Source organism: Exiguobacterium sp. s140, assembly GCF_018617035.1.
Taxonomy (GTDB): domain Bacteria; phylum Bacillota; class Bacilli; order Exiguobacteriales; family Exiguobacteriaceae; genus Exiguobacterium; species Exiguobacterium profundum.
The window spans coordinates 242,105-266,674 of the sequence record NZ_JACSJK010000003.1; the positions used below are offsets into that span (position 1 = coordinate 242,105).

Genomic DNA, 24,570 nt, shown 5'->3' on the forward strand with positions numbered 1-24,570 from the left:
GGGGGTGAACGTATGATAGAAAAGAAAAAGTTATTACAAATTAATAAGCCGTGGAAAATGGGTCTTTCTATTGCGATTGGGCTCTCCATTTTTTCTTTTACTCCTGATTTAGTAGAAGCAGAAGGGAAGAAATGGGATTTCAACTATACTGGTAGTCAACAGACATGGGTCGCTCCGATGTCGGGTAAATATTTAATCGAGGTTTGGGGTGCACAGGGTGGAAGTCCTTTGACAAGTCCAGGTAGTTCAGGCGGTAAAGGGGGGTACGCAAAGGGTGAGCTTGAGCTTACTAGTGGAGATACCCTTTATGCCTATGTCGGAGCTAGTGGAAACTCTCCTGGTAATCCTTACACCTTTAATGGTGGAGCGAAAGGGTATGATAGTCAATCTGCTTCAGGTGGTGGTGCAACTGATATTCGTATCCTTTCCGGTGCTTGGAACGATTCGAAAAGCCTCTATAGCCGATTTATTGTTGCAGGTGGTGGTGGGGGAAGCTCTCAATATAATGGTTATTCTACAGGTGGTGTCGGTGGTGGAACAATAGGAGGGAACTTCACTGGTTCTGCCTACTCTGGTTATTATGAGAGTGGTAGAGGTGGCAAGGAGACCTCCGTTGGAACAGCATATACTCAATATATGGGTGCGGATGCCGGATTTGGATATGGCGGATATGGAGGTTCTGGAGATACAGCAGGTTCAGGCGGTGGTGGTGGATGGTACGGTGGTTCGCATGGTGTTGTACAAGGTGGTGGTGGTGGTTCTGGTTATGTGTTGAACGCAGTTTCTCATAAACCTGGAGGATACAGCGTCCCATCTAAATACCACTTATCAAATGTAAGCATTCTTTCTGGAAATCAATCTATGCCTGCACCAACTGGCGGGGCTCAAGTTGGTCATGTCGGAAACGGATTTGCACGAATTACCCAACTAGTTGTCCCTCCTACTTTAACCGTATCTCCAGAAACGACAGAATGGACATCTCAAAATGTTGAATTTGATGTCCAAATGGAAAGAGGGGAACATGACCTAAAAGAAATGTTTCTGCCTGACGGAACAAAGACAACAGACAAGATGCGAACGTATACTGTGACATCTAATGGCACGTATACCTTCAAAGCAGTTGATGTCATGGGCAACGAAACCGTTGAAACGGTAACGGTATCAAATATCGATAAATCCGCTCCAACGGCAACACTAAATGCGGCTTCTCCAAGCGGAAACAGAGTTAAGCTCAATCTGACATCCATTGTCGATACAGGAGGTTCGGGAATTAAGTCTATATTACTTCCAAATGGTGTCCTTGCAACTGGTTCGACAGCTAGTTATACCGTGTCTAAAAATGGTATCTATGAGTTTGTGGTCACGGACCATGCCGGAAACCAAACGGTGAAGAGCATTGAAGTGACAACCTTAAACGATTCCACAATTGAATGGTCATTTGCGTATAGCGGGGCGATTGAAGAGTTCGCTGTTCCACGAAGCGGAAAATATAAAGTTGAGACCTGGGGGGCGGAAGGTAGTCGTGGTTCGAGTGGCTATACCGCCGGTAAAGGTGCGTATGCTGTTTCGGTTCTAAATCTAAACGAGAATGATTGGCTGAAAGTATTGGTCGGTCAACAGGGACTCAACTTAAACTCTAATGGAGGTTCTGGTGGGGGAGGTTCATTCGTTGCAAAAGCTGACAATACACCAATCTCCGTGGCAGGTGGTGGGGGTGGCTCCTATTCTGGTAACTTCACAGGGAACTATCATCACGGACAGCCAACACGTCAAGTTCAACCGTTGTCTTCCTTCTCACAACAACAATCAGAAGGTCAGGGTGGCTTTGCGGGGTACAACGGTGCTCCTTATCCTTCGACTTCCGGAGCGGGTGGAGGCTTTTATGGTGATGGGATGGCAAACAACTACTCTGGTGGAGGTTCTGGAGGTTATGCTTTTGTAAATGGTGGCGGAACCGGTAAAGGCTACACATCAGGCGTCCATGGAGGCTTCGGTGGAGGTGGCGGTACAGCATATGTCGGCGGAGGTGGCGGTGGATATACGGGCGGTCACGCCGGAACCGGTCATTCAACCTCCTATTATACAGGTGGAGGTGGTGGCTCGTACTTCACTGGTGCTGAAGGATTTGCAAAGGGTGGTTGGGAAACTATGCCAAACCTTGCCGGAACAGGAACGCAAACCGGACAAAGTGGAAATGGTGCAGTCAAGATTACACGCATCGTAACGCCTCCAGAGTTCAGCATTAACGTTCCAACTTTGAATTGGACGAATGAGGGATTCAATGCCACGGTCAACGTCTCTGCAGATGGAGAATATGAGTATGTGAAGATGATTCTTCCGAACGGTACAGAGACGATATCACGTAACTTCACCTATCCAATCACAGCAAACGGAACATTCAAGTTCACTGCAGTCGATGCCAATGGCTATCGTCATGAAAAGACGCTGACCATCACGAATATTGAAAAGAACGCACCGACTGGTTCGGAATCCGTGAGCACGACCGGATGGACAAGAACCAATGTCACGTTGACTGCCACTGGTTCCGACACAGGTGGTTCTGGTTTGAAAGCTATTACGCTAGTGGGCGACCCGACAGGTGAAAACAGTAATCCTCTCGTGAATGGAAACCGCAAGACATTCTCTATCTCACAAAACGGAACGTATACTGTAGTGTATGAGGACAATGCCGGAAACAAGACGCAGAAAAACATCACGGTGTCCAACATTGATAAAGAGGGTGCAATTGCAAGCTTCTCTCCAAATGAGACTGTCGGATGGGTGAAGACCGGTCAGACGATTCGCATTGACCCATTGGATGTCGGTACATCGGGAATCAGTTACTTCCGCTACCGCACATCAACAAACAATGGTGCATCATGGTCAGGATGGAATGGGAACTATTCATCATGGATAAACGTAGGTTTCGGTCAAGGTGAAAACCTTATTGAAGTTGAACTGTACGACCGTGCAGGCAACGTATCAACCGTCAGAAGCGGATTGTATCAAATTGATACGACTCTTCCGAACGGTTCACTGAATCCATCCACAACGAACTGGACGAATGGTGATGTAACTCTGAACCTTACTGGGGTTACGGATACTGGTGGTTCTGGGCTACGTCATATCGAGTTACCAAATGGACAAATTGTGAGTGGTACTTCAGCGAGCTATATCGTTTCTGAAAACGGGACTTACACGTTTAAATTGGTGGATAACGCCGGAAATGAGCGAATCTTATCTCGCACGGTTTCAAACATTGATAAGACAATTCCAAACGGTACGCTTTCCTTATCCAACCCGAACCTCACAAACGGAGCTATCTATATTTACGCAAGAGGTAGTGATTCTCAATCTGGGTTTAGTCGAATCAAAAATCCAGACGGCTCATTCACATACTCAACAGCATCTAATTTCTATATTTCTCAAAATGGTTCTTACTCATTTGAGTTCTATGACAATGCAGGTAATGTGACCACGGAGACAATCGAAGTAAACACTATCGACCGTGTCGCTCCGACATACTCATTCACTCCGAATGGGACACCTACTTCAAACGGTACACCGTATATCAATGAAGATGTCACCGTAGAGATTAAAGTAGATGATGAGGGTGTTGCAGGCATCAATTATTGGCAATATCAAATCTACGACTCGAATTATGGGTATCGTGCTTGGGTGAACAAGGGTAACGAGCCTAATGAGACAATCACCTTCAATCAGTCCGGATACTACTTCATCAGAATCCAAGCTTATGATAAAGCAGGGAACAATATCGGGACACCTTCGAGTCAATACTATTATGTAGATAAAACCAAACCTACCGCATCACAGTCTTACAGTACGACCTCGCATACGAATGGGAATGTCACGCTTTACTTGAACAACATTGCGGACAACTATTCTGGCATTGATAAAATCACACGCCCGGACGGAAGTGTCATCTCAGCGACGTCAAGCACGAATTATACGGTGACTGAAAATGGTGAGTATGTATTCAAGGTCTCTGACAGGTCTGGGAATGAAGAAGTCTTCACGTATATTGTTGAGAACATCGACAAGACTCCACCAACGTTCAACTTGTCTAAGAACGGCGGTGCTTGGGATAACACGCCTCACAGCACGACTATCCTGCCACAGGACAATCTTTCAGGCGTGAATGTCATTCAATATGCATGGAGCAACTCATCGACAAGTCAACCTACTAGTTGGACAAACTATTCACTCGGAGCAAATATAATCCAACCGACCGAGGGGATTTACTACCTTTGGGTACGATTGTATGACCGTGTCGGAAACGTCACGGTTGAAAGAAGTGCTCCATATCGATTTGAGACGAACATGCCTAGCGGAAGCTCTCAACTGAATAAGACGACCTGGTCAAATGAGGATATCGACATCACAATCGTCGGAATCTCTGACACCGGAGGCTCTGGCTATTTGAGAACGAAACTCCCGAATGGAGTCTACTCGAATGAAGTTCAACCAAGTTATAAGGTTTCGGAAAATGGTGTTTATCGATTCGAAATCGAAGACAATGCCGGAAATATTCGAGTTGTGAACGTAACCGTATCGAATATTGATAAAAAACAACCGGTTGCCCTCTTTGAGGAATACGTGGATGTTTGGACGAATCAAAATGTCACACTTCACGTGAACGGTGCATTAGATGAGGATTCGGGGATTAAGCACATCGAATTGCCAGACGGTCAAATCGTTGTCTCTTCGACTGCCGACTATTCAGTGCCCCAAAACGGAAGCTATACCTTCCGTGTGGTTGATAAAGCAGGGAATGTCATCACGAAAACGTATGAGATTCAAAAAATTGATAAAGTGCCTCCAAACGGTAACATTCAAAGTGACGTCAAAGAGTTCACATCTGGAAACGTTACACTCTGGCTTGAAAATGTGAGTGATGATGCATCTGGAGTGAAACAAGTCATCCTACCTGATGGCACCATTTCTTCTGATTTGAATAAACGATATGAAGCAGATGGGAATGGCAAACATGTGTTCACAATCTTAGACAGAGCCGGAAACCGAAAAGACATCGAATATCAGGTGAACAATATAGACCGAGAAAAGCCAAGTGCCGAACTGATAGGAAACCCAAGTGACCAAGACTATCGATTGTTGCTACAAAATATCAACGATGGTTCCGGAAGTGGGATTGACTATATCATGTTGCCTGATGGTCAAATCGTCAGCAACAAGACAAGTGTCGAATATATTGTCACTAAGAATGGACTGTATCGCTTTAAAGTTGTCGATAGAATGGGGAACGAATCTTGGTTCACACACCATGTCAACAACTTAGAGCAAAATCTCAATCTTGGAGAATATTTGGCTTCTGGAATCGAGTTTGCTGAATATCAAATGAACGGCGCCACAAGTCGTGACTGGACACCTTTAGATATTGAAGAGGTCACGAGCACAGGTGGAATCGACTTTGACTTCACAGATGAAGGCGTCACCCATTTCGTTATCAATGCACGAGATTATGCGGGGAACCGGGACATGAAAATGAGAGTAGTCGTTGTTGAGGATGGAAAGGAGACAGTCTCACCATTGAAAAACATCCGTTATAAGCTGACAGGGGCAACCCAATCAGAATGGCAAGAATATTCTCAACCTTTCTATATTCAGAATGAAGGAATCACAACGGTTCACGTAGTCGCCGAAGACGAGGCGGGTAATCAACTGACATTTAACCGTCAAGTAAAAATAGACAAGTCCGAACCGATTAATAATGCGGTTGAAATTAGACTAGATTAAGAGGAAGGGATTACCCTTCCTCTATTTATTTTCGTTAATCTGAAAAGGAGAGTGATGATATGAAAAATGCGAAGAAGAAAATGTTAGGTGTTTTGGCAGGGACAGCAGTTTTGGTGTCCATCTATTCCTTCGGCTTCAACAATGGAGGAAATGAAAAGCAACAAGGAAACAACATCGAGACATCGAAAGATTTCCAACAATATATAGGAAATAAAGAGAATAAAAAAGAAAGTAACAACAAACACATTACAAAATTAAGAGAAAATGAGATTTTTATTCCATTTTCCTTGCCTGATGACGATAAAGAATATAGATATGTCAAAGAGGAAACAGAGGAAAGGGTTGAAACCAACCTTTCCGAAATGACTCGATTGACCGGTGTGGAGATGTCTCTAATTAAAACCAAATGGAATGAAGAACTATCCGCTCAAGATGTTCATTTTCGTTCTGAGGATTTGACTCAACCTGTCTATGCGTTCTTGTGGGATGCTGAGCTTTACGAGTCAGAAGGAAGAACAAATACACCTATCGAGATTCGATACCTATCTGCCAAGCTAACAGAAGAACTTCCAAAAGGGTTAGAAGTGAATCTGACATCAAATCTCGATTTCAAGCATATGTATCAGTTCTTATTCTTAGAGCCAGAGGGGTGGGATGAACTGAGAGGTGATGAGGGAAGACTAGATATTTTAGTAAATGTCACAGATGAGAAGTATGGAACAACTAAAGCGATGTCGGATGTTCAATCTTTGATAAAGAGGCACCAATTAGCTCAAGAAGGTATTTCTATCACCTTCACGTCATATGACGAGTTGCAACATGTTTGGGATAACAAGGAGCAGGTGTTCAAATAAAAAGAATTCCCACAAAATAAATTGATTATTTTTAAATAAAATAAATTTGACTATTGTTAAAAAATAAGCATACAATATAGTTAATCTAAATATTAGGAGTGGTTCATTTGAAACATGTAAAAGTACTCACATCTTCTCTTTTGGCTGTCGCATTGATGGTATCTCCATCCGTTGACGGGCTGACAAAAAATGATGTAAGTGTGGAGGCTTCTGCAACCACATCATTTGTTGCCAAACAAAACACAAAGATTTTTAAGTCAAAGCATCAGAAGTCTAGTGTTCTGTTATCGATTAAAAAAGGCACAGCATTCAAAACGGTTAAAAAGATTGGTTCTTGGTCAGAGGTTACGATTGGGTCGAAAAAGGGCTATGTACCTTCGGCTGACATTCAATCATTGTCAAATGTAACAACGAACAACGTAAAAAAGAAAACGAATCGTATCACAGATTTAAAGGCGTCTCGCTCATCTAAGGCGAAAACGATTGTGCGTATTTCAACCGGAAAAGAAGTAACAGAGTTGAAACGTATCGGCTCGTGGACTGAGATTTCATATGGGAAATATAGAGGGTATGTGCCGGCACGTAATCTAAGTTCCATTGAGTATGTCAAGACAACGACAAATCGAACGACGAACTTGAAGGCATCTCGCTCATCTAAGGCAAAAACGACACTGCGCATTTCGACTGGTAAAGAGGTTTCAGTTGTAAAACAGTGGGGGTCATGGACTGAAGTGTATTACGGGAAGTCAAAAGGGTTCGTTCCGACACGTAACTTGAACGCCTTTAAAGCGCCGTCAGGTTCGATTGTCCCACCGGCTAAGCCTGTCGATAACGGGAAGATGCGTTCTATTTCTCAAATCAATGCATATTTGAAAGCGGCTAAGCATCCTGAGGACAGTACTTCGCCAATGTTTACTGAGCGTAGTCATTATGGTGAACGAGTGTTCGGGTACAAGGGGTCTGCATCTAAAAAAGAACAGGTTACTATTTCAGCGCTCGGTGAAGAAAACCGAGAGTACATTTATTTGTCATTCGGGGCGTCTGAAGTCTACGCCATGGATGATGAGAATAGCGAGAAAAACTTCAAGATTGTCTTGAGAAGCATTGCGGATTCAATTTATCCTAAAGGTTCAAAGAATGCTGATATCTACTATGATTTCTTGGTGAAACAACTTGAAATGATTGTTAATCACTATGATAAATATAATGGTACAAGCAAAGCTCTTGATGAAATTGAACGAGCAACGCTCAAAATTGACGATGATGTGTATTCCTACCATAACGCAGTGTTGTCATTGCAAATCATATTGGATAAACGTTAAAAGCCCATTTAATGGGCTTTTTTATTGTCTAGAACTTGATTTTTTAGACAATACTTCATTATTCCATCAGAATATACATAGTATAAAAATATCGAATATAGTCAGGAGGGGGTATCTTGAAGAAAATCTTATCACTTTCGCTATTAGGCATTATGATTTCGACGAGCATGATGCCGGAAATAGCTCATGCAGAAGAATTGAGTGTCGATTTTAGTGAAAGTCTCAGTCAAAGCACGTCCAAAACCATTGCATTGCCCAATAATGCATATGTTCAATCAGTTTCGGTAGATAACGGTAACGTTGCATATTCAATGAGTGGAAACAATCTTACCCTAGAAGTGTCAAACGGTGACTCTCATCGGACAGAATGGAATCCTTATAAATACTCGAAGTATATTTCAACGTCGAGGACTCAGTATAATACGAGTTTCCCTTCGGAAATCTCTTATTCTGATGGAGATGGATATAGTGGGACGTACTCTCAGAATGGTTCTTATCAGCAGTATGGCTCATATACACCAGAACAATCCTTCACCGCCAGTTTGACAAGAGACGGTCAACCAGGATGGGGTACAGCAGGTTTGGCGACCTATCTGGATTATGAAAATGAATCAGAAGGAAGATATACAGGCTACTACGGTCGGCTTTACGAATACTCAACGTCAGCGAAACCGGGGGTAGGTTATCCTGCGGGAGAGAAGAACGTTACATCTTATTCTTCCCAGGGTGTTCCAGGTAGAAGTACCCCGGAAGCTTATTTCGGGACACAGATGAACTACAGTGACCAGTCCGGCTATACTGGGACATTGAACAGTTCAGGATACGAGGTCATTTCAAAATGGTATCAACAATATGGAAATCCTCAACGAGTGATAACAGAAGATGAAGACACACTTTTGGCTCCCCCACCTAAAGATTATGGGACAGGAGATTGGTTAAGAAATTGGAGCACATATGCCCACAGAGTGTGGTTTGAAACATATCGAAACGGAAAATGGAGCGATGCCACATCCTATAGTCAGGACTATTTTAAAAGTTATGCCGATAACCAAGAGAAATGGACTAGAGGATGGTACGACAATGCTTCTGGTCGGATGCCTGTCGTCCCACAAATCTGGAAGGGGCAATATCATTCTTTTACTGAGTTTGCAGAAGCTTCGGTGAAAAATGGTCAAGCGCATGTTAGATTCGGACGCAAACCAGCTCAAAATCACCACGAAGGAAATTATACGTATTATCATTCTCTCGGAAGAATGAAGTACAGCGGGAAGGTCACGAGACCCGACACACAGGTGTTCCAGAGAACTTACCGAGGTGAGGTCAAAAAACCGGCAGTAGACACACGGTATTACGTTCAAAACTATCATGGTGTCGCCTATAAGCCTGGTTACGACAATTATTATCGTTACAAGGTGACTGTAGACTATATCATTGATAATGAGTTGCCTGATTTCAATTTAACGGCAAATCCAACGAGCTTCACAAATCAAGATGTCACGATTACAGCAAACAATGTGAAGGACTTTGGAGATTCCGGACTCCGAGGTGTCCTATTGCCAAATGGTGTATGGGTGAATGCTGAAACTGTTCCATACAAGGTTTCACAAAATGGCACCTATACATTTAGAGCCGAAGATAATGTCGGAAACGCCACGACGAAATCCATCACAGTCAGTAATATCGACAAAATCGCTCCGACTGCGAATCTTACGCAATCGCCTACCGGTTGGACTAAAGGCAACGTCTTGTTGACACTCTCAAACATCCAAGACAGTGGGGTTTCAGGGTTGAAGGAAATCATACTCCCTGATGGGACGAAACACTCTACGTTCACAGACATCGTATTTGAGGTCAAGGAACGTGGGAAGTACACATTCCAAATTGTCGATAACGCAGGAAATGTCACAAATAAGTCCATCGATGTAACAAACATCGACCGTGAGGCACCGGAAGCGGATTTCACTAAGAACCCGAATGGCTTTACGAATAAGGACGTGACGATTCAAGTCCGAAATGTTCGTGACGTTGGAACATCCGGTATGAAATCGCTGATGATGCCGAATGGCGAATTCTTGGTTCCAGGAAATCACGATTATGTTGTGACTGACAACGGGAACTATGCGTTCAGATTGGAAGATAATGCAGGTAACTCTGTCATCAAAACAATCAACGTCAACACGATTGATAGAATTAAACCATCTGCAGAATTTAGTCTTTCTACGACGGAAGCGACTCGTGATGATGTGATGGTAAACATCACTGATATCCATGACGAAGGGGTATCCGGATTGAAACATGTAAAATACCCTGATGGTTCGACTGACGCAACGTTTGAAGATAAATCATATCCGCTGAAGAAAAATGGGACTTACACATTTGAGGTGAGTGACAATGCGGGAAACACCATTCAATATACGACGACGGTCAACAATATCGACCAGGAACCACCTACGGCTGACGTCATCAAGACGCCTTCAATCTTTACAAAAGACTCCGTAGAAGTCCGTGTGTTCAATATTCGAGATATCGGTTTCGCAGGTTTGAAGTCGGTGACTCATCCAGATGGAACTGTGACAAAAGATGAGGAAATCGTCTATGTTGTCAATGAGAACGAGACACGTGAATTTGTATTGGAAGACAATATCGGGAACAAAAAAGTCCTTTCGGTCGAAGTTTCAAATATTGACACTGACGCTCCTGAAGCAGATATGAGAATGTCTACCGAGAACATGACAAATCAAGATGTGACACTTTATCTAGAAAACATTCGTGATATCGGAACTTCGGGATTGAAATCTGTTACACTGCCGAATGGGACAGTGAAGAGAACGTTTGAAAATATTTCTTACGCCGTTTCCGAAAATAGCAATTACATCTTCATCATCGAAGATAATGCCGGAAACATTGTTGAAAAAACATTTAAGGTTAAAAATATTGATAAGGTTCCACCTTCGGCTGATATTTCTCAGACTCCAATGAGTTTCACAAATCAAGACGTCAGTTTGAAACTCTCAAACATTCAGGATGTCGGTGTGTCAAAACTGAAATCCATTAAATTACCGAATGGAGAGAAAGTGACAAGCTTTGAAGACTTGCTGTTCACGGTCACTCAGAACGGGACTTACACGTTTGAAATCGAAGACCATGCAGGAAATCGAACCAATAAAGCCATCACGGTAGGGAATATCGATAAAAACAAGCCTACTGCATCGCTCACACAAACACCAACGACATTGACCAATTCGAATGTCACATTAATCCTTTCACTGGTGAATGATACTGGCGTGTCAGGTCTTGAAAGTATCCGTCTACCGAATGGAGCGGTCATTTCACCGACGACGACGACTTCATTTGTAGTCGCCTCAAACGGCAACTATCAGTTCGCTATACGTGATAGAGCCGGAAATGAAACGATTAAAACCATAACGGTTATGAACATCGACAAGTCGCCACCAAGTGCAAACCTTCGCCCCTCAACGACCGAATTCACAAATCAAGATGTCACGTTGTTCTTAGAGGACATCGAAGATATTGGAGTCGGCGGAATGAAGTCCATTGTCATGCCAAATGGAGACATGGAATTCACCTTTGAAGATAAAGAATACATCGTATCTGAAAATGGAACCTATACGTTTGCATTAGAAGACAATGCAAGAAACAATACGATAAAGAGTATCATCGTCAATAATATTGACAAGGAAAATCCATTGGCAGACATCGATTACTATCCAAAAGCAATCAACAAAGGTCCCGTGACCATCTCGATGAAAAATATCCAAGATGTTGGAGTATCGGGAATTCATGAGGTTGTATTGCCCAATGGCACGAGAGTCCCTGCAGAGGCAACGGTAAACTTCAATGTATTCGAGAATGGCGAATACTCAATGACGTTGTTTGATAAAGCGGGGAACAAAATTACGAAGAGTGTCAAAATCTCGAACATCGACAATCAAATGCCAGATGCAGATATTGTCTGGTCAAAGGGGTGGACAAATAATAGCGTGGTCATTTCTTTAACCAATTTCAGAGATGAAGGGATTGCGGGATATGATTCTGTTCAACTCCCAAATGGGGTTAGCGTGTCAGGGTCATCGACATCTTACATCGTAACTGAAAATGGAGATTATTCGTTTGTTGTGCGGGACAAAGTAGGAAATGAGAGAACTAAGGTGGCTCAAATCCGGAATATTGACAAAGGTCTTCCACTCATCACCTTTACTGAAAAGGAAAAAACATCTTCCAAAGTCAAGGTGAATGTATTTATCAAAGATAGTAATACGAAACGTTGATGAGAGGGCATAGCCCTCTCTTTTTTTGACTATTATCAAAAATATTTCGTACAATAATTGTAAAGGAGAAAAGGGGAGATGTTTATGAGTCATAAGAAGGTTTTTAGTGGCAGAATCATCATTGTCGGGGGTCTGCTTGCCTCTATCGGATTAAACCTATATATGTTTCAATCGATGGATAGAAAAGAGGAACTAATCGCTGTCGAAAAGGAAAAGATTTCGAAGAAAGAAGAAGCGTTGGATGTCTTTGTGAGTCAAGTGATGAATAAATCTGCTGAGTATGCCTCTCATGAAGATATGATGCTTGCCTTTGGATATGATTCACTTCAGAAACCCATTCATTATAATGGGGAAACCTACTATTTTGATTTGAGAGATGTTTCTTCGCATGCCTTTGATGAGGATAAGGGTGTCAAATATCAAATAAAAGCAGATATGACTATATTGAAAGATAAGGTCGTGAAAGACAGTAGCTATATTCAAAACCATCTTCCGATTGAAGTCATGGATAAGACATTGAAGGTCGCAAAAGGAATCAATGTTCAGATTGAAGAGGAGCATGAGGAATTGCCACCAGGTCATGAAGGAGAATCACCTGAGGAACATGCATCACATTCAAACGAAGCGAACCATTCACACTCGCATGGTGGTCACGATTCGCATGTAAACATTCCATATGTAGACACGATTCAGTTCGAAAAAGAAGCGAAAGAGTCACTGGTAGTACATGAATTTGAACAGACAATTTCTTTCAATATGAAAGACCACGAAATGATTGATTTGACGGAAGATGCGTATTTGAATATGTTGAGGGAGTTTGTATCAAATATCGTTCTGAGAGGAGAGAGTGATTATTTAATCAACATTGAAGCCAGAGACACATTTTATAAGATTACGGCGACCAATCCTACGCATACAAAAGTATTTTCATACGACAAAGAAACAAGAGAAATGAAGCTTGTCGAGAAATAATCCCAATCCCTTAACATAAGATAAGTAAAAACTGACATGAAAGGGGGAATTAGATGAACAGTAGAGATATGTCCAAAAAAATTATTAGAACAGCGCTATCAGTTTCATTGGTAGGTGTGCTGTCACTATATCCGATGAGTTTAGAAAAGGCGTCAGCGGAGGAAAGTGAGGAAATAAATATCAATCTAACATCCGACAAAGATGTTGATGTCGTGTTGACGATTGGTAAAACAGCTGTCAATGTCGAGAATTTCGGAGATGACTTGAGAAAGAAGCTAGTTGAATTGGGAATCAATCCTGAACGAGTAAATATTAGTGCAATGGAGACCAGTTCTCAAAATCTTCAAAGTACGTTTGCATGGACTCAACACGTTTATAGTCACGTAGGGAGTATCAGCATACAGAACAACGGTTCTAGAATTCAGATGTACGGCAACCCATCAAACCCTGGATTCAATAAGATTTTAACACCAAACAATCAAGACCCGGATATCAAAGAACAGACGATGTCTTTTGACTTCTCACTTGATTATGGGGATTCGTTTGATAGTGGTGGGGTTCTACTCAACACGCATCTTAATGAAAACGGGCTGATGGACGGTTACGCACTTGCATTTCCTAGAGGACAGCAAGCGACGTTATTTAAACTGAAAAATTGGAGTTCGAGTTCCGGTGAAGAGATTTGGAGTGGCGGATGGGGCGCAAGCGGGACGATTAACCCCAAAGCGACGTTAGTCGGCACTATCAATATGGGGCAATCCGGTTCCTTCAAATTGAAGATGGAGAAGAACAAATTGACTGTCATGAATCGAAACACCGGTGCAGAAATCGGGAATCTTCCTTTGGATGAACATTTCGGTTGGGGGTTTGGTTTCTTCAGTGACCACTATTCTCATGGTTGCTCTGTAATTGGTCAATTTGCGCTAACAAATGTGGATTTAAACATTTTGAAAGCAAAAGAATTTAAGGATGTCATCAAAGAACCAAAATGGAGAAATCAATCGGAGCGCTTCTTGCTCAACATCGATGACACCGTAGTCAATGAGTTTTCTGACTCATATGGGCTTGGAGAAATCTTGCCTCGATTAATCAACGAAGATGTTAGCTATGTCGGCTTGGGCACTCCTACGAACAAATCTCAAATGGAATCCTTCGTAGCCAAAAATAACGACAAAGGGACTGTCTTGTCGAATCAAGACTATAATCAGATGATAACAGATGCGGCGACGTACATCTTCAGTCAGCTTAAGCTTAAATCTGGAAGAGGTCAGTATGTATTACTCGACGAACGTTTGGATGTTTCGGTTACTCCTGAATCTTTAAAAACAAACTCACAAACCCCTGAGTTCCCATCAGGTCGTTGGCGTCTAGACCATGAATATGATTTCTTTGACAATCCAATGGGAGAATCTCCAACTAGCGGATTCTATCAACAGAATCTGCAGTTGAATTTCGATAAGGTCGGAAAGTACAACCTGTCATTCGGAGACCAGTCTCCAATACCATCCAACATTTTTGTCCATCGTGAACCTGTTGCGGCATATTCAAGTGATTTAGTGAAAAGCGGGGACGAGTTCAGACTCCTTACTCAAGACTACTCATACGACTTAGATAAGATGTCTCAGACGGACAAAGGGATAAAAGTACGAACTTGGAAGTGGAAAAAAACAACTGATGAGAAATGGAACACTGGAAAACCGTCTGTTCTACCTCCAAATGGTGATTATCTTGTCCAATATCAAGTTGAGGATTATCAGGGACAAGTATCTAGACCATCAGTTAGATATTTCACAACCACGAATCGTTCGGCTAGACCGATTGCAAACTTCACGGTCACACCTAACCATGTATCCATTTATGATACAGTGACCCATTCCAATACCTCGTATGACCCTGCAGGAAAAGAGATTGTCGCTTATGAATGGACGTTCTTCAAGGACAATATTCAATTCTATAAGGGAGCTCAATTTCAAGAAGACTTCATCTCCAGAGGGAGCGGGAACTACAGAATATCGCTCAAAGCCAAAAATAGCGACAATCTGTGGTCGGAAGAATTTGTTCGAAACGTCACCGTTTCTAAAGATGAAGTTTTCCCAACCGTCATTGCGGATTTGACTAGCCATAAATGGACGAAGAATCAGATTACAGTCCAGATGTTGTTTGATGACAAAGGTGGTAGCGGATTCAAACATCAACGTGTTGCAGTTAGTCAGTCAATGGTTAAACCATCATCAGGATGGAGTGAATATTCATCAGCAAAAGCTCGTACTCAACTAGTGGATGATGAGGGGAATAATTATATTCACATCGAAGCCTTGGACATGGCAGGGAATGTCTTGAACAAGGTTTTGGGACCTTATCAGATAGACCGTTCACTTCCAACCGGTGCTGACTTCACGTTCGATGGAACAAATCCTAGCGAGGGACTCGCAATTAATGTAATCGGTAAGGATAGCGTCTCGGGCATCAAGAAAATCATCCATCCGAATCTAGCGGAAACAATCGGAGATACAGCAAGGCATGTCGTAACGAATCCTGGAGAATATCGATTCCGGATAATCGATGCTGTCGGGAACGAAAAAGTGGTGGCGACCACAGTTAGCTCTCCTAATTTCTCAATTGAGGAGGATGGTCTAAACCTTAGGGTCAAGATAGATAAGAAGTACTCAGGCATCGGACTTGTTCAAGATACCAATACCGGTGAGATTAAAAACGGTAACGATGTCCTGTTCCCGATAAATGGAAACGGTCATTACGCTTATCGAGTGAATGACGGCGGGATTTGGTCAGACCAGAAGATTTATCAGGTCAAGAACTATCATGAACTGTTAGCTCCCCGTATCAAACTTGAATATGACACAAACTGGACGAATAAGAGCATTTCCGTTCAAGTAACTGCCTACTCTAACAGCAAGAAAGGGATTAGTCATCTTGTTCTTCCTGATGGCACTCAGGTTTCAGGAACAAGTTCAAGCTATGTGATACATCAAAATGGCGTATATACGTTTTATGCCGTTGACAACGATGGGACGTTTGGATATCAGAGTATTCAAGTGAAGAATATAGACAAGCGAATTCCGGACATCACATTGATTACTCCAGAAGATTGGACAAATAAAGACGTACTCATCAAGTTCAAAGACAATGAAAAGAAAACAGTTCTATGATAACTTCCAATAATTAAGAGGGGATATACCCCCTCTTAATTTTGACTATAAAAAAATAATAATTTCAATATAAATATATTAAAGGAGGGCTGTAAAATGATTACATTTATCCTTGAATCCGATGAGAATGGTCACGTGCTTCATGATTTTAGCTTCCATCTCATGCATGCTATCCGCTACCATGACTGGATGTATGGCGAAAAGACGTACTCTTTCGTTCTATCAAACGAATCTATACCGGAAGCAGACATGATACCGGTTGGTTCTTTAGAATTTGTCATGAGTCATCTTCAACGCCCTGAGCGAGTCATCCCTCTGAATGTACCGGAAGTGTTAAATCTCCATTCGTTCACGAAGCGGGATTACCATAAGTTTATTTCGAAGAAAAACCTAAAAACAAAACGTCTTCCCCTCTTTGTGAAGGAGTCTCTCGTTTACAAGGGGACAGCGGCGGCAATCACAACAGTTACGCAAATCGAGGAACTTCCAGATGTGTTATTTGATGTTTCAGAACAAAAGTCGATTCATTCCGAATGGAGAATTTTTGTACAACAAGGGATAGCTGTCGGTGCGAAACCTTATTTATCAGAAGACATCCTGCCAATATCTCCGGATATGGATGTCGTTGAAGCCATGATTGCAGTAATCGAATCGAGCAGATTAAAAGGCGATACCTTTCCATTGAGCTATACGCTCGATATCGGAGTTTATGAGGATGAGACGTTTCTCATCGAAGCGCATCCTTTCGTATCTTGTGGGCTGTATGGTTTTTTTAATTATCAAAGACTACCTTCGATGATAATTCAAGGGTATCGCTATTTTCAACAGCAATCAGGGGAAAGATAATTTTAAAAAAAGAGGTGGGAAAATTGAAATTAGGGAAAATCAATATCGTTGAGAACGTAACCGTTTATGCGGAATTGACAGACAATCGACTATCTATCTATGTTCCAAAAAAGAAATCCCGAGCATTTTATTTCGGCGATGTGTATCTTGGGCGAACAGCATCTAAGGGAGAGGTGTTGTGTGTAAACGTCAATCCGGTCTCTCGCTTACATGACCTTCAGGACGAATTACAGTTCTTTTTGGATAAAGGGCAAGAGAAGAGATTGCAGGTTCAATTTGCAAATGCCATCTTCCGTCTTTCCAAAGGAGAAGCCCAATGTTTATACCAGGACATCCGTGCCATTCTGCAAGTAGTCAGTGGACGTGGAAAGTCTTCTATTGTGAACAATAGAGAGTTACATGCCGGTTAGGAATATACAATATAGTCTAAATAATAACTTCATTATAGACAAAAAATACTTCTGGTGGTAAAATAGGGAGAAATATGATAGGGGGCTAGAATATGAATTCCAACTTCATAATTCGACGCTTCATCCATGATTTTGCCAAATGGGAGAAATCTTTTGTCGAACACTCATACTCATCGATGACCTCAACCAACGAGATGATGACCCATGTCACTTCTGAGAATCTCACCGGTGACCGGAATTCAAGTGTATTGGCTACCGAGCTAAGTGTTTGGATGGACGTGACGATGGATGAGATGGTCATCACACTTAGAAAGTTAAATATGGATGTAAAGCACGTGATTTTATTTTTGAAAGAGAATCAAGACCGATACTTTGACCGTTCTCATCTTGTGAAATGTGAGAACAAACATGTACTTGGTAGTTTCCCTATAGATGATGGCATTGATGGGGGCAAAGGCTATTGCCCTTATTGCGAAATGGAAGTTGAACTCCCACGAAAAATGCATCAACAGGTTGTTTATAATTGGAAAATCTCTCAATAAAGACCTTATCCGATTCGGACAAGGTCTTTTTCTCATGAGCGAATATTCGGATTGGATAGGCTCTCTCTCAAGCAGAGCCGTTCGCCCTTCTTTACGGCATACGGTCGTTTGCCTTTATAATAGGCAACATCGTTTTTGATGCGATGATATCGCTTTTCAACGCTGTATGAGCTACGATTCAATCTTTCACCTATTTCTCGATAGGAGAGCCCTTCATCAATCAGACTTGCAAGCTCCAAGTCTTCTTTGGTCGTCCATTCCTGATATGACCTGCGTTGATAACTTGGATGTTTGCGCTCTTGTTCGACCCATTCCGGTTCTGGCGGGAGAGCGTTTCTCTCAAGCTTTCGAAAATCTATCTTCTCCTTGTGGAGATAAGCCCACTCCCAAAAAATTTCTGGAAGAATGAGTGTGTATTTTCTTGTATTACTTGTGACCTTCTTGGAACAAGGTAATCCATGGTATTGAATCCAACAACGAACGGTGTTTCTGTCTACATCCAGTAGTCTTGCCAACTCTCCTGATGTCACTTTCCCAGAAACCGAGCGGGTCATACCTATCTTCAATCGTTTAATCTTTAATAGGACTGCGTTCTCACTTCTCCCTAACGTCTCTGCGATATCTTGAATCCTTCTATATCCTACGTTTTCTTTCAGATAGTCCACCTCGGAAACTGTCCATCGCTTTGTCAATTTAGGGCGTGAATCTTCTCTTTCTGTCATCAATAAAGCCCCCTACAACCAAAACAAGAACAATCAGCAATTAGGTTTGGTGATATTCGAATGCACATTTCCATCCATCTTTCTTATCGTCATCCGGTACAAATACTGAAGTACATAGCAAGTAAGTAATGTTTTTTATTTTAAAAAAGTGTCTATTTATCGAACGATTTAATTGTACAAGTTAATTATATTTAGAAACAATGGAAATTGGATATTAATTAGAAAAAGTGGGCAAAATGAGGATTATGTACCATATTAAAATAAGGAAATAGTTTCATTTTAATCCTTTTTTGCAAAACAAAAAAAGAACCGAGTAATCGATTCTTTTATGCAGAGATTAAGTGGTCTTTCACAACTTCAAAGCTTACATCTTTGATGATACAAACTGATTGTGATTCTGTGCCAAAGTGTTCAAAACAAGCTTCATCGACAGCATCATAATCAGACCAGTCGATATCCATCTTATCAAGAACAGCTTTTTCGCTGTGGCTGAATCGGTATTTCCAATCCGTATCATCAAAACCTGTAACGGTGACAACCATTTGGTCTTCTTTCGGAACTGTGATATTCCTCAGTATCCAATGTTCATTTGTCAGCATGGCATCATCAACCTTGCCATCCTGATACAACTCACTCGGTGGGAGAACGTCTGATGACAACAGACCCAATTTTTCCGTATCAATCACGAATATTTTGATAAGGTCTGAGTTTTCCATCAAGCTTTCATCGAGATAATGAGAACCGAATGGTGTCGAAGTGAGGCACCCTTCAATCGTGTCAGACACGCAGATGCGAGGGATTGTATTGTCCTCCGACTTCATACGGCTCTTTGGGACTCTAGCTTCAAAGACTCCCGGATGGTCGAGGTCTAATGTGACATGATACAGTTTCTTTGGTAACTGGTTCATAAGATGAACTCTCCTTTCGAATAAGTGTGTATGGTGACTCGAACCATTGTTCACACGCCTGTTTTAGTGATTTGCCTTATCCTACTCAGGCGGACTGGGGAATATAAAAAAGACCCTGAAAATCAGGGTCTTTTCATGCATCAGAGCATGTCTTCTGTGATAGTCCAATCTGTGTTCTGAACGACTTCCTTTTCTTTAGGTTCGTCGTTTACACCCATCAAGCCCATCAAGAAATCGTACAAGTCGTCTCTCAGGTGCTTGATGATGTAGTTTTTTGTGTGTCCCGGAACTTGCATCTGCGTGACTTTGACGAAGTGTTTTTGTAAAGATTCTTGTTGGAACCAATTCATCACATCTTCAAACGTTAAGTTTCCTCTTGCTCCGTCTTTTTTATTTTCAAGGCGACGGATATGACCGAGGCAGATGGCGATTTCGAGTTTAATCAATTCGTAACTGTGTGCGAATCGTTTAATTTCTTTTGGAGCGCTCTCAATCCACTCATCCTCTTTTTTCGTCTTATTGTGAAAACGAAGAGGTTCTTTTAACAAACGAATCAAAAGTCTCGTATCATTTAAGAATTGGTCATTATCGAATAATGTCTCAAATGGACTATAGTTAAAGTATTTTTGGAAGATTGTCTGAAAGTGGAGGGGATATTCTTGGTCATCCTTCAATGGTGTAGAAATCAAGTCGATTCCATAGTTCTCGAAGATGCTCAATTTGAATCCTCTGTCCATCATCTTCACACCGTCTCCTTGTTTCATCTTCCATGCGTTCGAATGTGTCATGATGTTGACCCAATCCTTTTCCGTCACATCTTTGTAAACCTTAACAAGCACCATTTGCTCGAATTCACCGAATGAACCGAACAATCGATTGAATCCATCCATCAAGAAATAGCGTTCCTCAGCAGTTTGGTGTGCCAAAATGAACGGCATTTGTTCGAGTCCGAGCATGGCATGTTGGACTCGAATTGTTGATTTCTCTTCTTTCTTCCGTTTTCCGCTATATGTCGGTCGAAAATACTCACTGTCAGAATCGTATCGAATTACGTCCTCTTCCTTCATGGTCAGGTCTCGAACTACTAGAGCCTTCAATTCTTGGTACGACATGCTATACAACTCATAATCCCTCTTGGCAATCGAATCATGGAGTACATCCAACTTTTTCATCATTTCGCTCTCCTTTTTGAATATGCTCATGTAGAGCTTCTGGATTTTTAAGACTGATTCATTCTATTCAGGGACATCGTTCATTATGAAAGACAGTCGTCAAGTTTTATAGAGCTGTAATCGCTTCATCCAAGAGGGGACTTCGTCTGCTTTTAGCGGGGGCGAGATGACAACTGTTAGGGTGTTCGGCTCCACCTCGTTATAACCGGCATCTCTCACGCAAATCCATCCGGCTCGTTCCAATTTCTCCAATTGTTTTTTTGACGCTCTAACAGCAATCTTCTTTTCATCGCTATCTACCCATTCCTGGTAAACAAGTTGGGAGAACAACGGAGGATGGTTAGAAGTGAAAACCGCCCTCTCAAAACGAGATGCGGCATGCGCTGTTTGAACACTCCACTTGGCAGTTGAGAGCGTTAGTTCTTTGTTTAATAGTAGATACTGCTTAATCTCCATCCGTTGACACCCTTTCTGTTGTTTTCACATATTGATAAAATATACAAATAGTCAATTTTTTAGTTATTTTATAGTGTAAATTAATGATATAATACATGAATAAACCATTCTTATAAAAAAGGAGGGGAGATTCCCCCATGAATTCTAATGTTCAAGAACTCCTTCTCATTCTAGTCGGAAGTTCTTTTCTTACATCTTTCCAAATATTGTCATTTCTAAGTATCTTCTTTTTGGTCGGATTTTCAATCGCAAAGATGGAATCTTATCGAAACAGATGGATTCGAGCATCGGTCGGTATGCGTGGCATTTACTCGACCGCCATCATTGGGGTTCCTATACACGAGATGGGGCACGTCATCATGTGCAAGCTCTTCGGTCATCATGTGGGCGAGATACGATTCATTCAGTTCGGGAATCCCGATGGTACGATGGGTTACGTGAACCATTCCTATAATTCAAAAAACCTGTACCATCGAATCGGTATGTTCTTCATCGGAGTAGCTCCAATCATCATGGGAATTTCCGTCATCACACTACTGTTTTGGGCTCTATTGCCTTCCACGTTCTCAGAATGGTGGGGCGACATTGTTTCAGCAGACGGCTTTTCAGAGGGGTTGATGGCTTCTGTCGGGATTATTCCTAGCATTTTTTCAAAAGAAAATGTAACCGGCTTGCCACTCTACATTTTTCTTTTTCTTTCTGTGTCGATTGCATCTCATATGACGCTCAGCCAATCAGATGTCAAAGGTGCCCGTTCGGGAATTATTTTTATTTTTCTTGTCGGAATCCTTATCAATTCTTTTTATGCGCCTCATTTGAAAGAAGTCGATTTCTCATCGTTTCTTTTTAATCAGTTCAATGTGTTTATGTTCTCTATCTCATTGATGGCTATAGGATTTTCTGCGTTCGTCACATCCTTGGCTTTCATCGTATATAGGGTCAGACAGGCATTTCTTCGCAAAAACTGAAGAAACACGGTTATTAAAAGAAAAAAGACAGCCCATTCGGTTGTCTTTTTCTTATGAAGAGGTTTTGAGGTAGAAGGAATGCTCGACCTCATCACGAAACAGGATGGCTTGTTGAATGAAACTGTCACCGGCTCTACCTTGCAATTTCCTAGCATTCTCCATAGCCTTCATCCGAATGGCGATAGGAAGGTCTGAATTTTTACCATATGCTCTCATTAGAAGCATCAGCTCGACAGCTTCTTTAGATTGTTCAATATTATAGTGTCGAGCATTTCCCGTGAACATGAGGTACATCTCTACATTCAAGAATCCCTCTTCCTCGACCAATAATTCATATTCTGCTTTGACAATTGGGTTTTCTTTCTCACTCCGCAATACGTCTCTTTGCTCGACTTTCAACTCTTCAAATCTCAAGTAGTGGAATATAAAACTGTATGGTCGATAGATAGTCTTCTTCTGACCGCTCGCTTTATACAAAGACATTTTTAATTTCTCGTTTGTGATGACAACGCCACCATTTAATCCATCCTTGAAAAGTTTTTGTGTATTGTGTCTGATATACATACATTGTGCGGTGAACAGTATGCCCCAAGGGACGAATGAGACGAGTAACTGAACATGTTGAATGGCATACCATTGCCCCATACAGCTCAGAAGGCATAATAAGAAGAATAGTGTCCTATTCTGCAACTGTGAGCGCACCGAACGCTTCAATTCCTTGTCCACTGTTTCAAAATCTTCTCGACTCCAATGCCTCATACTTTCACGTTCTTGGTTTCTCCATGATGTTGTGACACGGCTTGTCAGTTTTTTCAGCCATAGATAATTGAAGATAAGATAAGTCGTCAACGATAACACCAAGATGAGGGTTGACTGGTGAATGTTTGGTGTAAATAGGTTCAATTCATCCACTTCCTTTCCAAATTTTCTTTCTATCCTATTCCTTAGTGTAGAATCTGATGAGGATAGTGTGTTCCTACACTAAAAGACGTCACCCGAGTTTAAACGCTCAAATCATGTCTCCCTATCATTCAACAGTTAGCTAGTGGCATTGCCCTCGTGATGAACCAACCATATTTCATCTTTCGTTGGAAAGTATCTGTAGATTTCTCGTCCCTTTTTCTCTGCATAGCGGATACAGTTGTATGTGCCGCCTTCTTCTTTCCCTTCCCATACGGCAAATATTGTATTTGAGATGTCCACCATGTATTCATTCCGCTTCTGCATCAACCAACCCTTGTATGGCTGTTTCGACACGTGCGTAACCAGGTCGGCTTGCTGAAGAATATGGTCATATCGTTTTCGGTCTTCTGCACTCATGCGCTTGGCATGGTCTTTACAGGGAATCGCACATTCCAATTCAAACACTCCAGGAAAATCCCGTTTCAATTTCAAGGCAACCATCGCCCAGACAGTGTCGGCACCTAAAGCCATTCCAGTCACCAGGCGGATGGGCTCCTCTCGTGAGAAACTATTCGTCTCCTTCATATATCCACCTTGCTCTAAAATGAACTGTCGCATCACACGTCCCATCTTGATGTTCAATGGATGCATCAAATCATAAGCGTCGTCCATATATTTTGGACGTCTACCTGTAACCATAATCACGTTCATCATATCCCTCCTAAGCATAATTAATCGACTAGAATATACTCCTTTAAATGTATAATATAATATTGACTATTGTCAAAAGTATGTGCATACTATACATATAGTGAAACGAAAATAGGAACAATGAAAGGGTGTAATCACTTATGAAAAAATTGTACACTATCCAGTTTACGAAAGTCGGAAGTCAAGTCAACATTGATGTGACGGAGGCAGATGTGGTTAGTTTCGATGATAAGAAAGTGAAAGCTCTTAAGAACAAGGGAACAAATCCTGAAGACGGCATCTCATTAGAGGTTCATCGACCATTTCTAGACAAGATTCATGTGATGCCTTATGACTCCCCAACAGAAGGTATCGTCATCATCGCACACACTCTCAACCATGCAATCATCCCTCTCTTGAGAAATGAGATGATTGCACACGTAGAGGACAGTATTCGTGATGCAAAGAACGAACTCAAAAAGATTGAGGTCTCTTTAGATGACCTACGGAAACAGTACACGGTGGCATAATCACCGTGTATTTTTCTTAGAATGAGACATGCTTTGAAAACAGG

The 24,570-nt window shown here is 41.8% G+C and carries 17 protein-coding genes; 11 read left to right on the forward strand and 6 right to left on the reverse strand.

The window, feature by feature from the left end; translation table 11 throughout:
* The first annotated feature begins 12 nt into the window (after positions 1–12).
* The 9 genes from KNO61_RS12250 (at position 13) to KNO61_RS12290 (ending at position 18,177) form a co-directional block, all read left to right on the forward strand.
* Entirely contained in the window at positions 13–5,775 is a 5,763-nt protein-coding gene (locus KNO61_RS12250; RefSeq protein WP_214688366.1) for a glycine rich domain-containing protein, read from the forward strand.
* Positions 5,776–5,834: 59 nt separating this feature from the next.
* Positions 5,835–6,629: a hypothetical protein gene (locus KNO61_RS12255; RefSeq protein WP_214688365.1), complete on the forward strand. Its 795-nt coding sequence runs from the start codon at positions 5,835–5,837 to the stop codon at positions 6,627–6,629.
* A gap of 107 nt (positions 6,630–6,736) precedes the next feature.
* Positions 6,737–7,951 carry an SH3 domain-containing protein gene (locus tag KNO61_RS12260; RefSeq protein WP_214688364.1) on the forward strand — a complete coding sequence of 405 codons (1,215 nt, stop codon included), beginning with the start codon at positions 6,737–6,739 and terminating at the stop codon, positions 7,949–7,951.
* A gap of 116 nt (positions 7,952–8,067) precedes the next feature.
* Positions 8,068–12,240 (forward strand): hypothetical protein, encoded by a 4,173-nt coding sequence (locus KNO61_RS12265; protein WP_214873485.1) that lies wholly within the window; start codon positions 8,068–8,070, stop codon positions 12,238–12,240.
* An 84-nt stretch (positions 12,241–12,324) separates the two neighbouring features.
* A complete protein-coding gene (locus KNO61_RS12270; RefSeq protein WP_214688362.1) occupies positions 12,325–13,212 on the forward strand; it encodes a hypothetical protein in 888 nt (295 codons plus the stop codon).
* A gap of 53 nt (positions 13,213–13,265) precedes the next feature.
* Positions 13,266–16,379, forward strand: a complete 3,114-nt coding sequence (locus tag KNO61_RS12275) for a hypothetical protein (RefSeq protein ID WP_214688361.1) — start codon at positions 13,266–13,268, stop codon at positions 16,377–16,379.
* 96 nt (positions 16,380–16,475) lie between these two features.
* On the forward strand, positions 16,476–17,225 hold the full coding sequence (locus tag KNO61_RS12280) for an ATP-grasp domain-containing protein (protein ID WP_214688359.1): 750 nt from the start codon (positions 16,476–16,478) through the stop codon (positions 17,223–17,225).
* Positions 17,226–17,248: 23 nt separating this feature from the next.
* Positions 17,249–17,635, forward strand: coding sequence for a hypothetical protein (locus KNO61_RS12285; RefSeq protein ID WP_214688357.1), 387 nt, complete (start codon positions 17,249–17,251; stop codon positions 17,633–17,635).
* A 92-nt stretch (positions 17,636–17,727) separates the two neighbouring features.
* The gene (locus KNO61_RS12290; protein ID WP_214688355.1) at positions 17,728–18,177 is read left to right on the forward strand and encodes a hypothetical protein; all 450 of its coding nucleotides are present in this window, start codon (positions 17,728–17,730) and stop codon (positions 18,175–18,177) included.
* A gap of 32 nt (positions 18,178–18,209) precedes the next feature.
* On the opposite strand, the gene KNO61_RS12295 is transcribed toward KNO61_RS12290, so the two are convergent.
* The 4 genes from KNO61_RS12295 to KNO61_RS12310 form a co-directional block, all read right to left on the reverse strand.
* Complete coding sequence (locus tag KNO61_RS12295; RefSeq protein ID WP_214688353.1) at positions 18,210–18,899, reverse strand: helix-turn-helix domain-containing protein; 690 nt, start codon at positions 18,897–18,899, stop codon at positions 18,210–18,212.
* A 326-nt stretch (positions 18,900–19,225) separates the two neighbouring features.
* Positions 19,226–19,807 carry a hypothetical protein gene (locus tag KNO61_RS12300; RefSeq protein WP_214688351.1) on the reverse strand — a complete coding sequence of 194 codons (582 nt, stop codon included), beginning with the start codon at positions 19,805–19,807 and terminating at the stop codon, positions 19,226–19,228.
* Positions 19,808–19,947: 140 nt separating this feature from the next.
* A complete protein-coding gene (locus KNO61_RS12305; RefSeq protein ID WP_214688349.1) occupies positions 19,948–20,979 on the reverse strand; it encodes a hypothetical protein in 1,032 nt (343 codons plus the stop codon).
* 99 nt (positions 20,980–21,078) lie between these two features.
* A complete protein-coding gene (locus KNO61_RS12310; RefSeq protein ID WP_214688347.1) occupies positions 21,079–21,435 on the reverse strand; it encodes an aminoacyl-tRNA hydrolase in 357 nt (118 codons plus the stop codon).
* A 137-nt stretch (positions 21,436–21,572) separates the two neighbouring features.
* Here KNO61_RS12310 and KNO61_RS12315 point away from each other — a divergent pair, with 137 nt between their 5' ends.
* On the forward strand, positions 21,573–22,403 hold the full coding sequence (locus tag KNO61_RS12315; RefSeq protein ID WP_214688345.1) for a metalloprotease family protein: 831 nt from the start codon (positions 21,573–21,575) through the stop codon (positions 22,401–22,403).
* 51 nt (positions 22,404–22,454) lie between these two features.
* On the opposite strand, the gene KNO61_RS12320 is transcribed toward KNO61_RS12315, so the two are convergent.
* Positions 22,455–23,315, reverse strand: coding sequence for a hypothetical protein (locus KNO61_RS12320; protein ID WP_214873487.1), 861 nt, complete (start codon positions 23,313–23,315; stop codon positions 22,455–22,457).
* 126 nt (positions 23,316–23,441) lie between these two features.
* Positions 23,442–24,017: an SLOG family protein gene (locus KNO61_RS12325; RefSeq protein WP_214688342.1), complete on the reverse strand. Its 576-nt coding sequence runs from the start codon at positions 24,015–24,017 to the stop codon at positions 23,442–23,444.
* A 140-nt stretch (positions 24,018–24,157) separates the two neighbouring features.
* On the opposite strand from KNO61_RS12325, the gene KNO61_RS12330 reads away from it, so the two are divergent.
* Positions 24,158–24,526: a hypothetical protein gene (locus tag KNO61_RS12330; RefSeq protein ID WP_214688340.1), complete on the forward strand. Its 369-nt coding sequence runs from the start codon at positions 24,158–24,160 to the stop codon at positions 24,524–24,526.
* Positions 24,527–24,570: the final 44 nt, after the last annotated feature.

What these genes read in the sequence shown, in the direction of transcription:
- KNO61_RS12250 (WP_214688366.1), top strand. Translation starts at nt 13, where the DNA reads ATGATAGAAAAGAAAAAGTTATTACAAATTAATAAGCCGTGGAAAATG.
- KNO61_RS12255 (WP_214688365.1), top strand. Translation starts at nt 5,835, where the DNA reads ATGAAAAATGCGAAGAAGAAAATGTTAGGTGTTTTGGCAGGGACAGCA.
- KNO61_RS12270 (WP_214688362.1), top strand. Translation starts at nt 12,325, where the DNA reads ATGAGTCATAAGAAGGTTTTTAGTGGCAGAATCATCATTGTCGGGGGT.
- KNO61_RS12275 (WP_214688361.1), top strand. Translation starts at nt 13,266, where the DNA reads ATGAACAGTAGAGATATGTCCAAAAAAATTATTAGAACAGCGCTATCA.
- KNO61_RS12280 (WP_214688359.1), top strand. Translation starts at nt 16,476, where the DNA reads ATGATTACATTTATCCTTGAATCCGATGAGAATGGTCACGTGCTTCAT.
- KNO61_RS12290 (WP_214688355.1), top strand. Translation starts at nt 17,728, where the DNA reads ATGAATTCCAACTTCATAATTCGACGCTTCATCCATGATTTTGCCAAA.
- KNO61_RS12295 (WP_214688353.1), bottom strand. Translation starts at nt 18,899, where the DNA reads ATGACAGAAAGAGAAGATTCACGCCCTAAATTGACAAAGCGATGGACA.
- KNO61_RS12300 (WP_214688351.1), bottom strand. Translation starts at nt 19,807, where the DNA reads ATGAACCAGTTACCAAAGAAACTGTATCATGTCACATTAGACCTCGAC.
- KNO61_RS12305 (WP_214688349.1), bottom strand. Translation starts at nt 20,979, where the DNA reads ATGAAAAAGTTGGATGTACTCCATGATTCGATTGCCAAGAGGGATTAT.
- KNO61_RS12310 (WP_214688347.1), bottom strand. Translation starts at nt 21,435, where the DNA reads ATGGAGATTAAGCAGTATCTACTATTAAACAAAGAACTAACGCTCTCA.
- KNO61_RS12315 (WP_214688345.1), top strand. Translation starts at nt 21,573, where the DNA reads ATGAATTCTAATGTTCAAGAACTCCTTCTCATTCTAGTCGGAAGTTCT.
- KNO61_RS12325 (WP_214688342.1), bottom strand. Translation starts at nt 24,017, where the DNA reads ATGAACGTGATTATGGTTACAGGTAGACGTCCAAAATATATGGACGAC.
- KNO61_RS12330 (WP_214688340.1), top strand. Translation starts at nt 24,158, where the DNA reads ATGAAAAAATTGTACACTATCCAGTTTACGAAAGTCGGAAGTCAAGTC.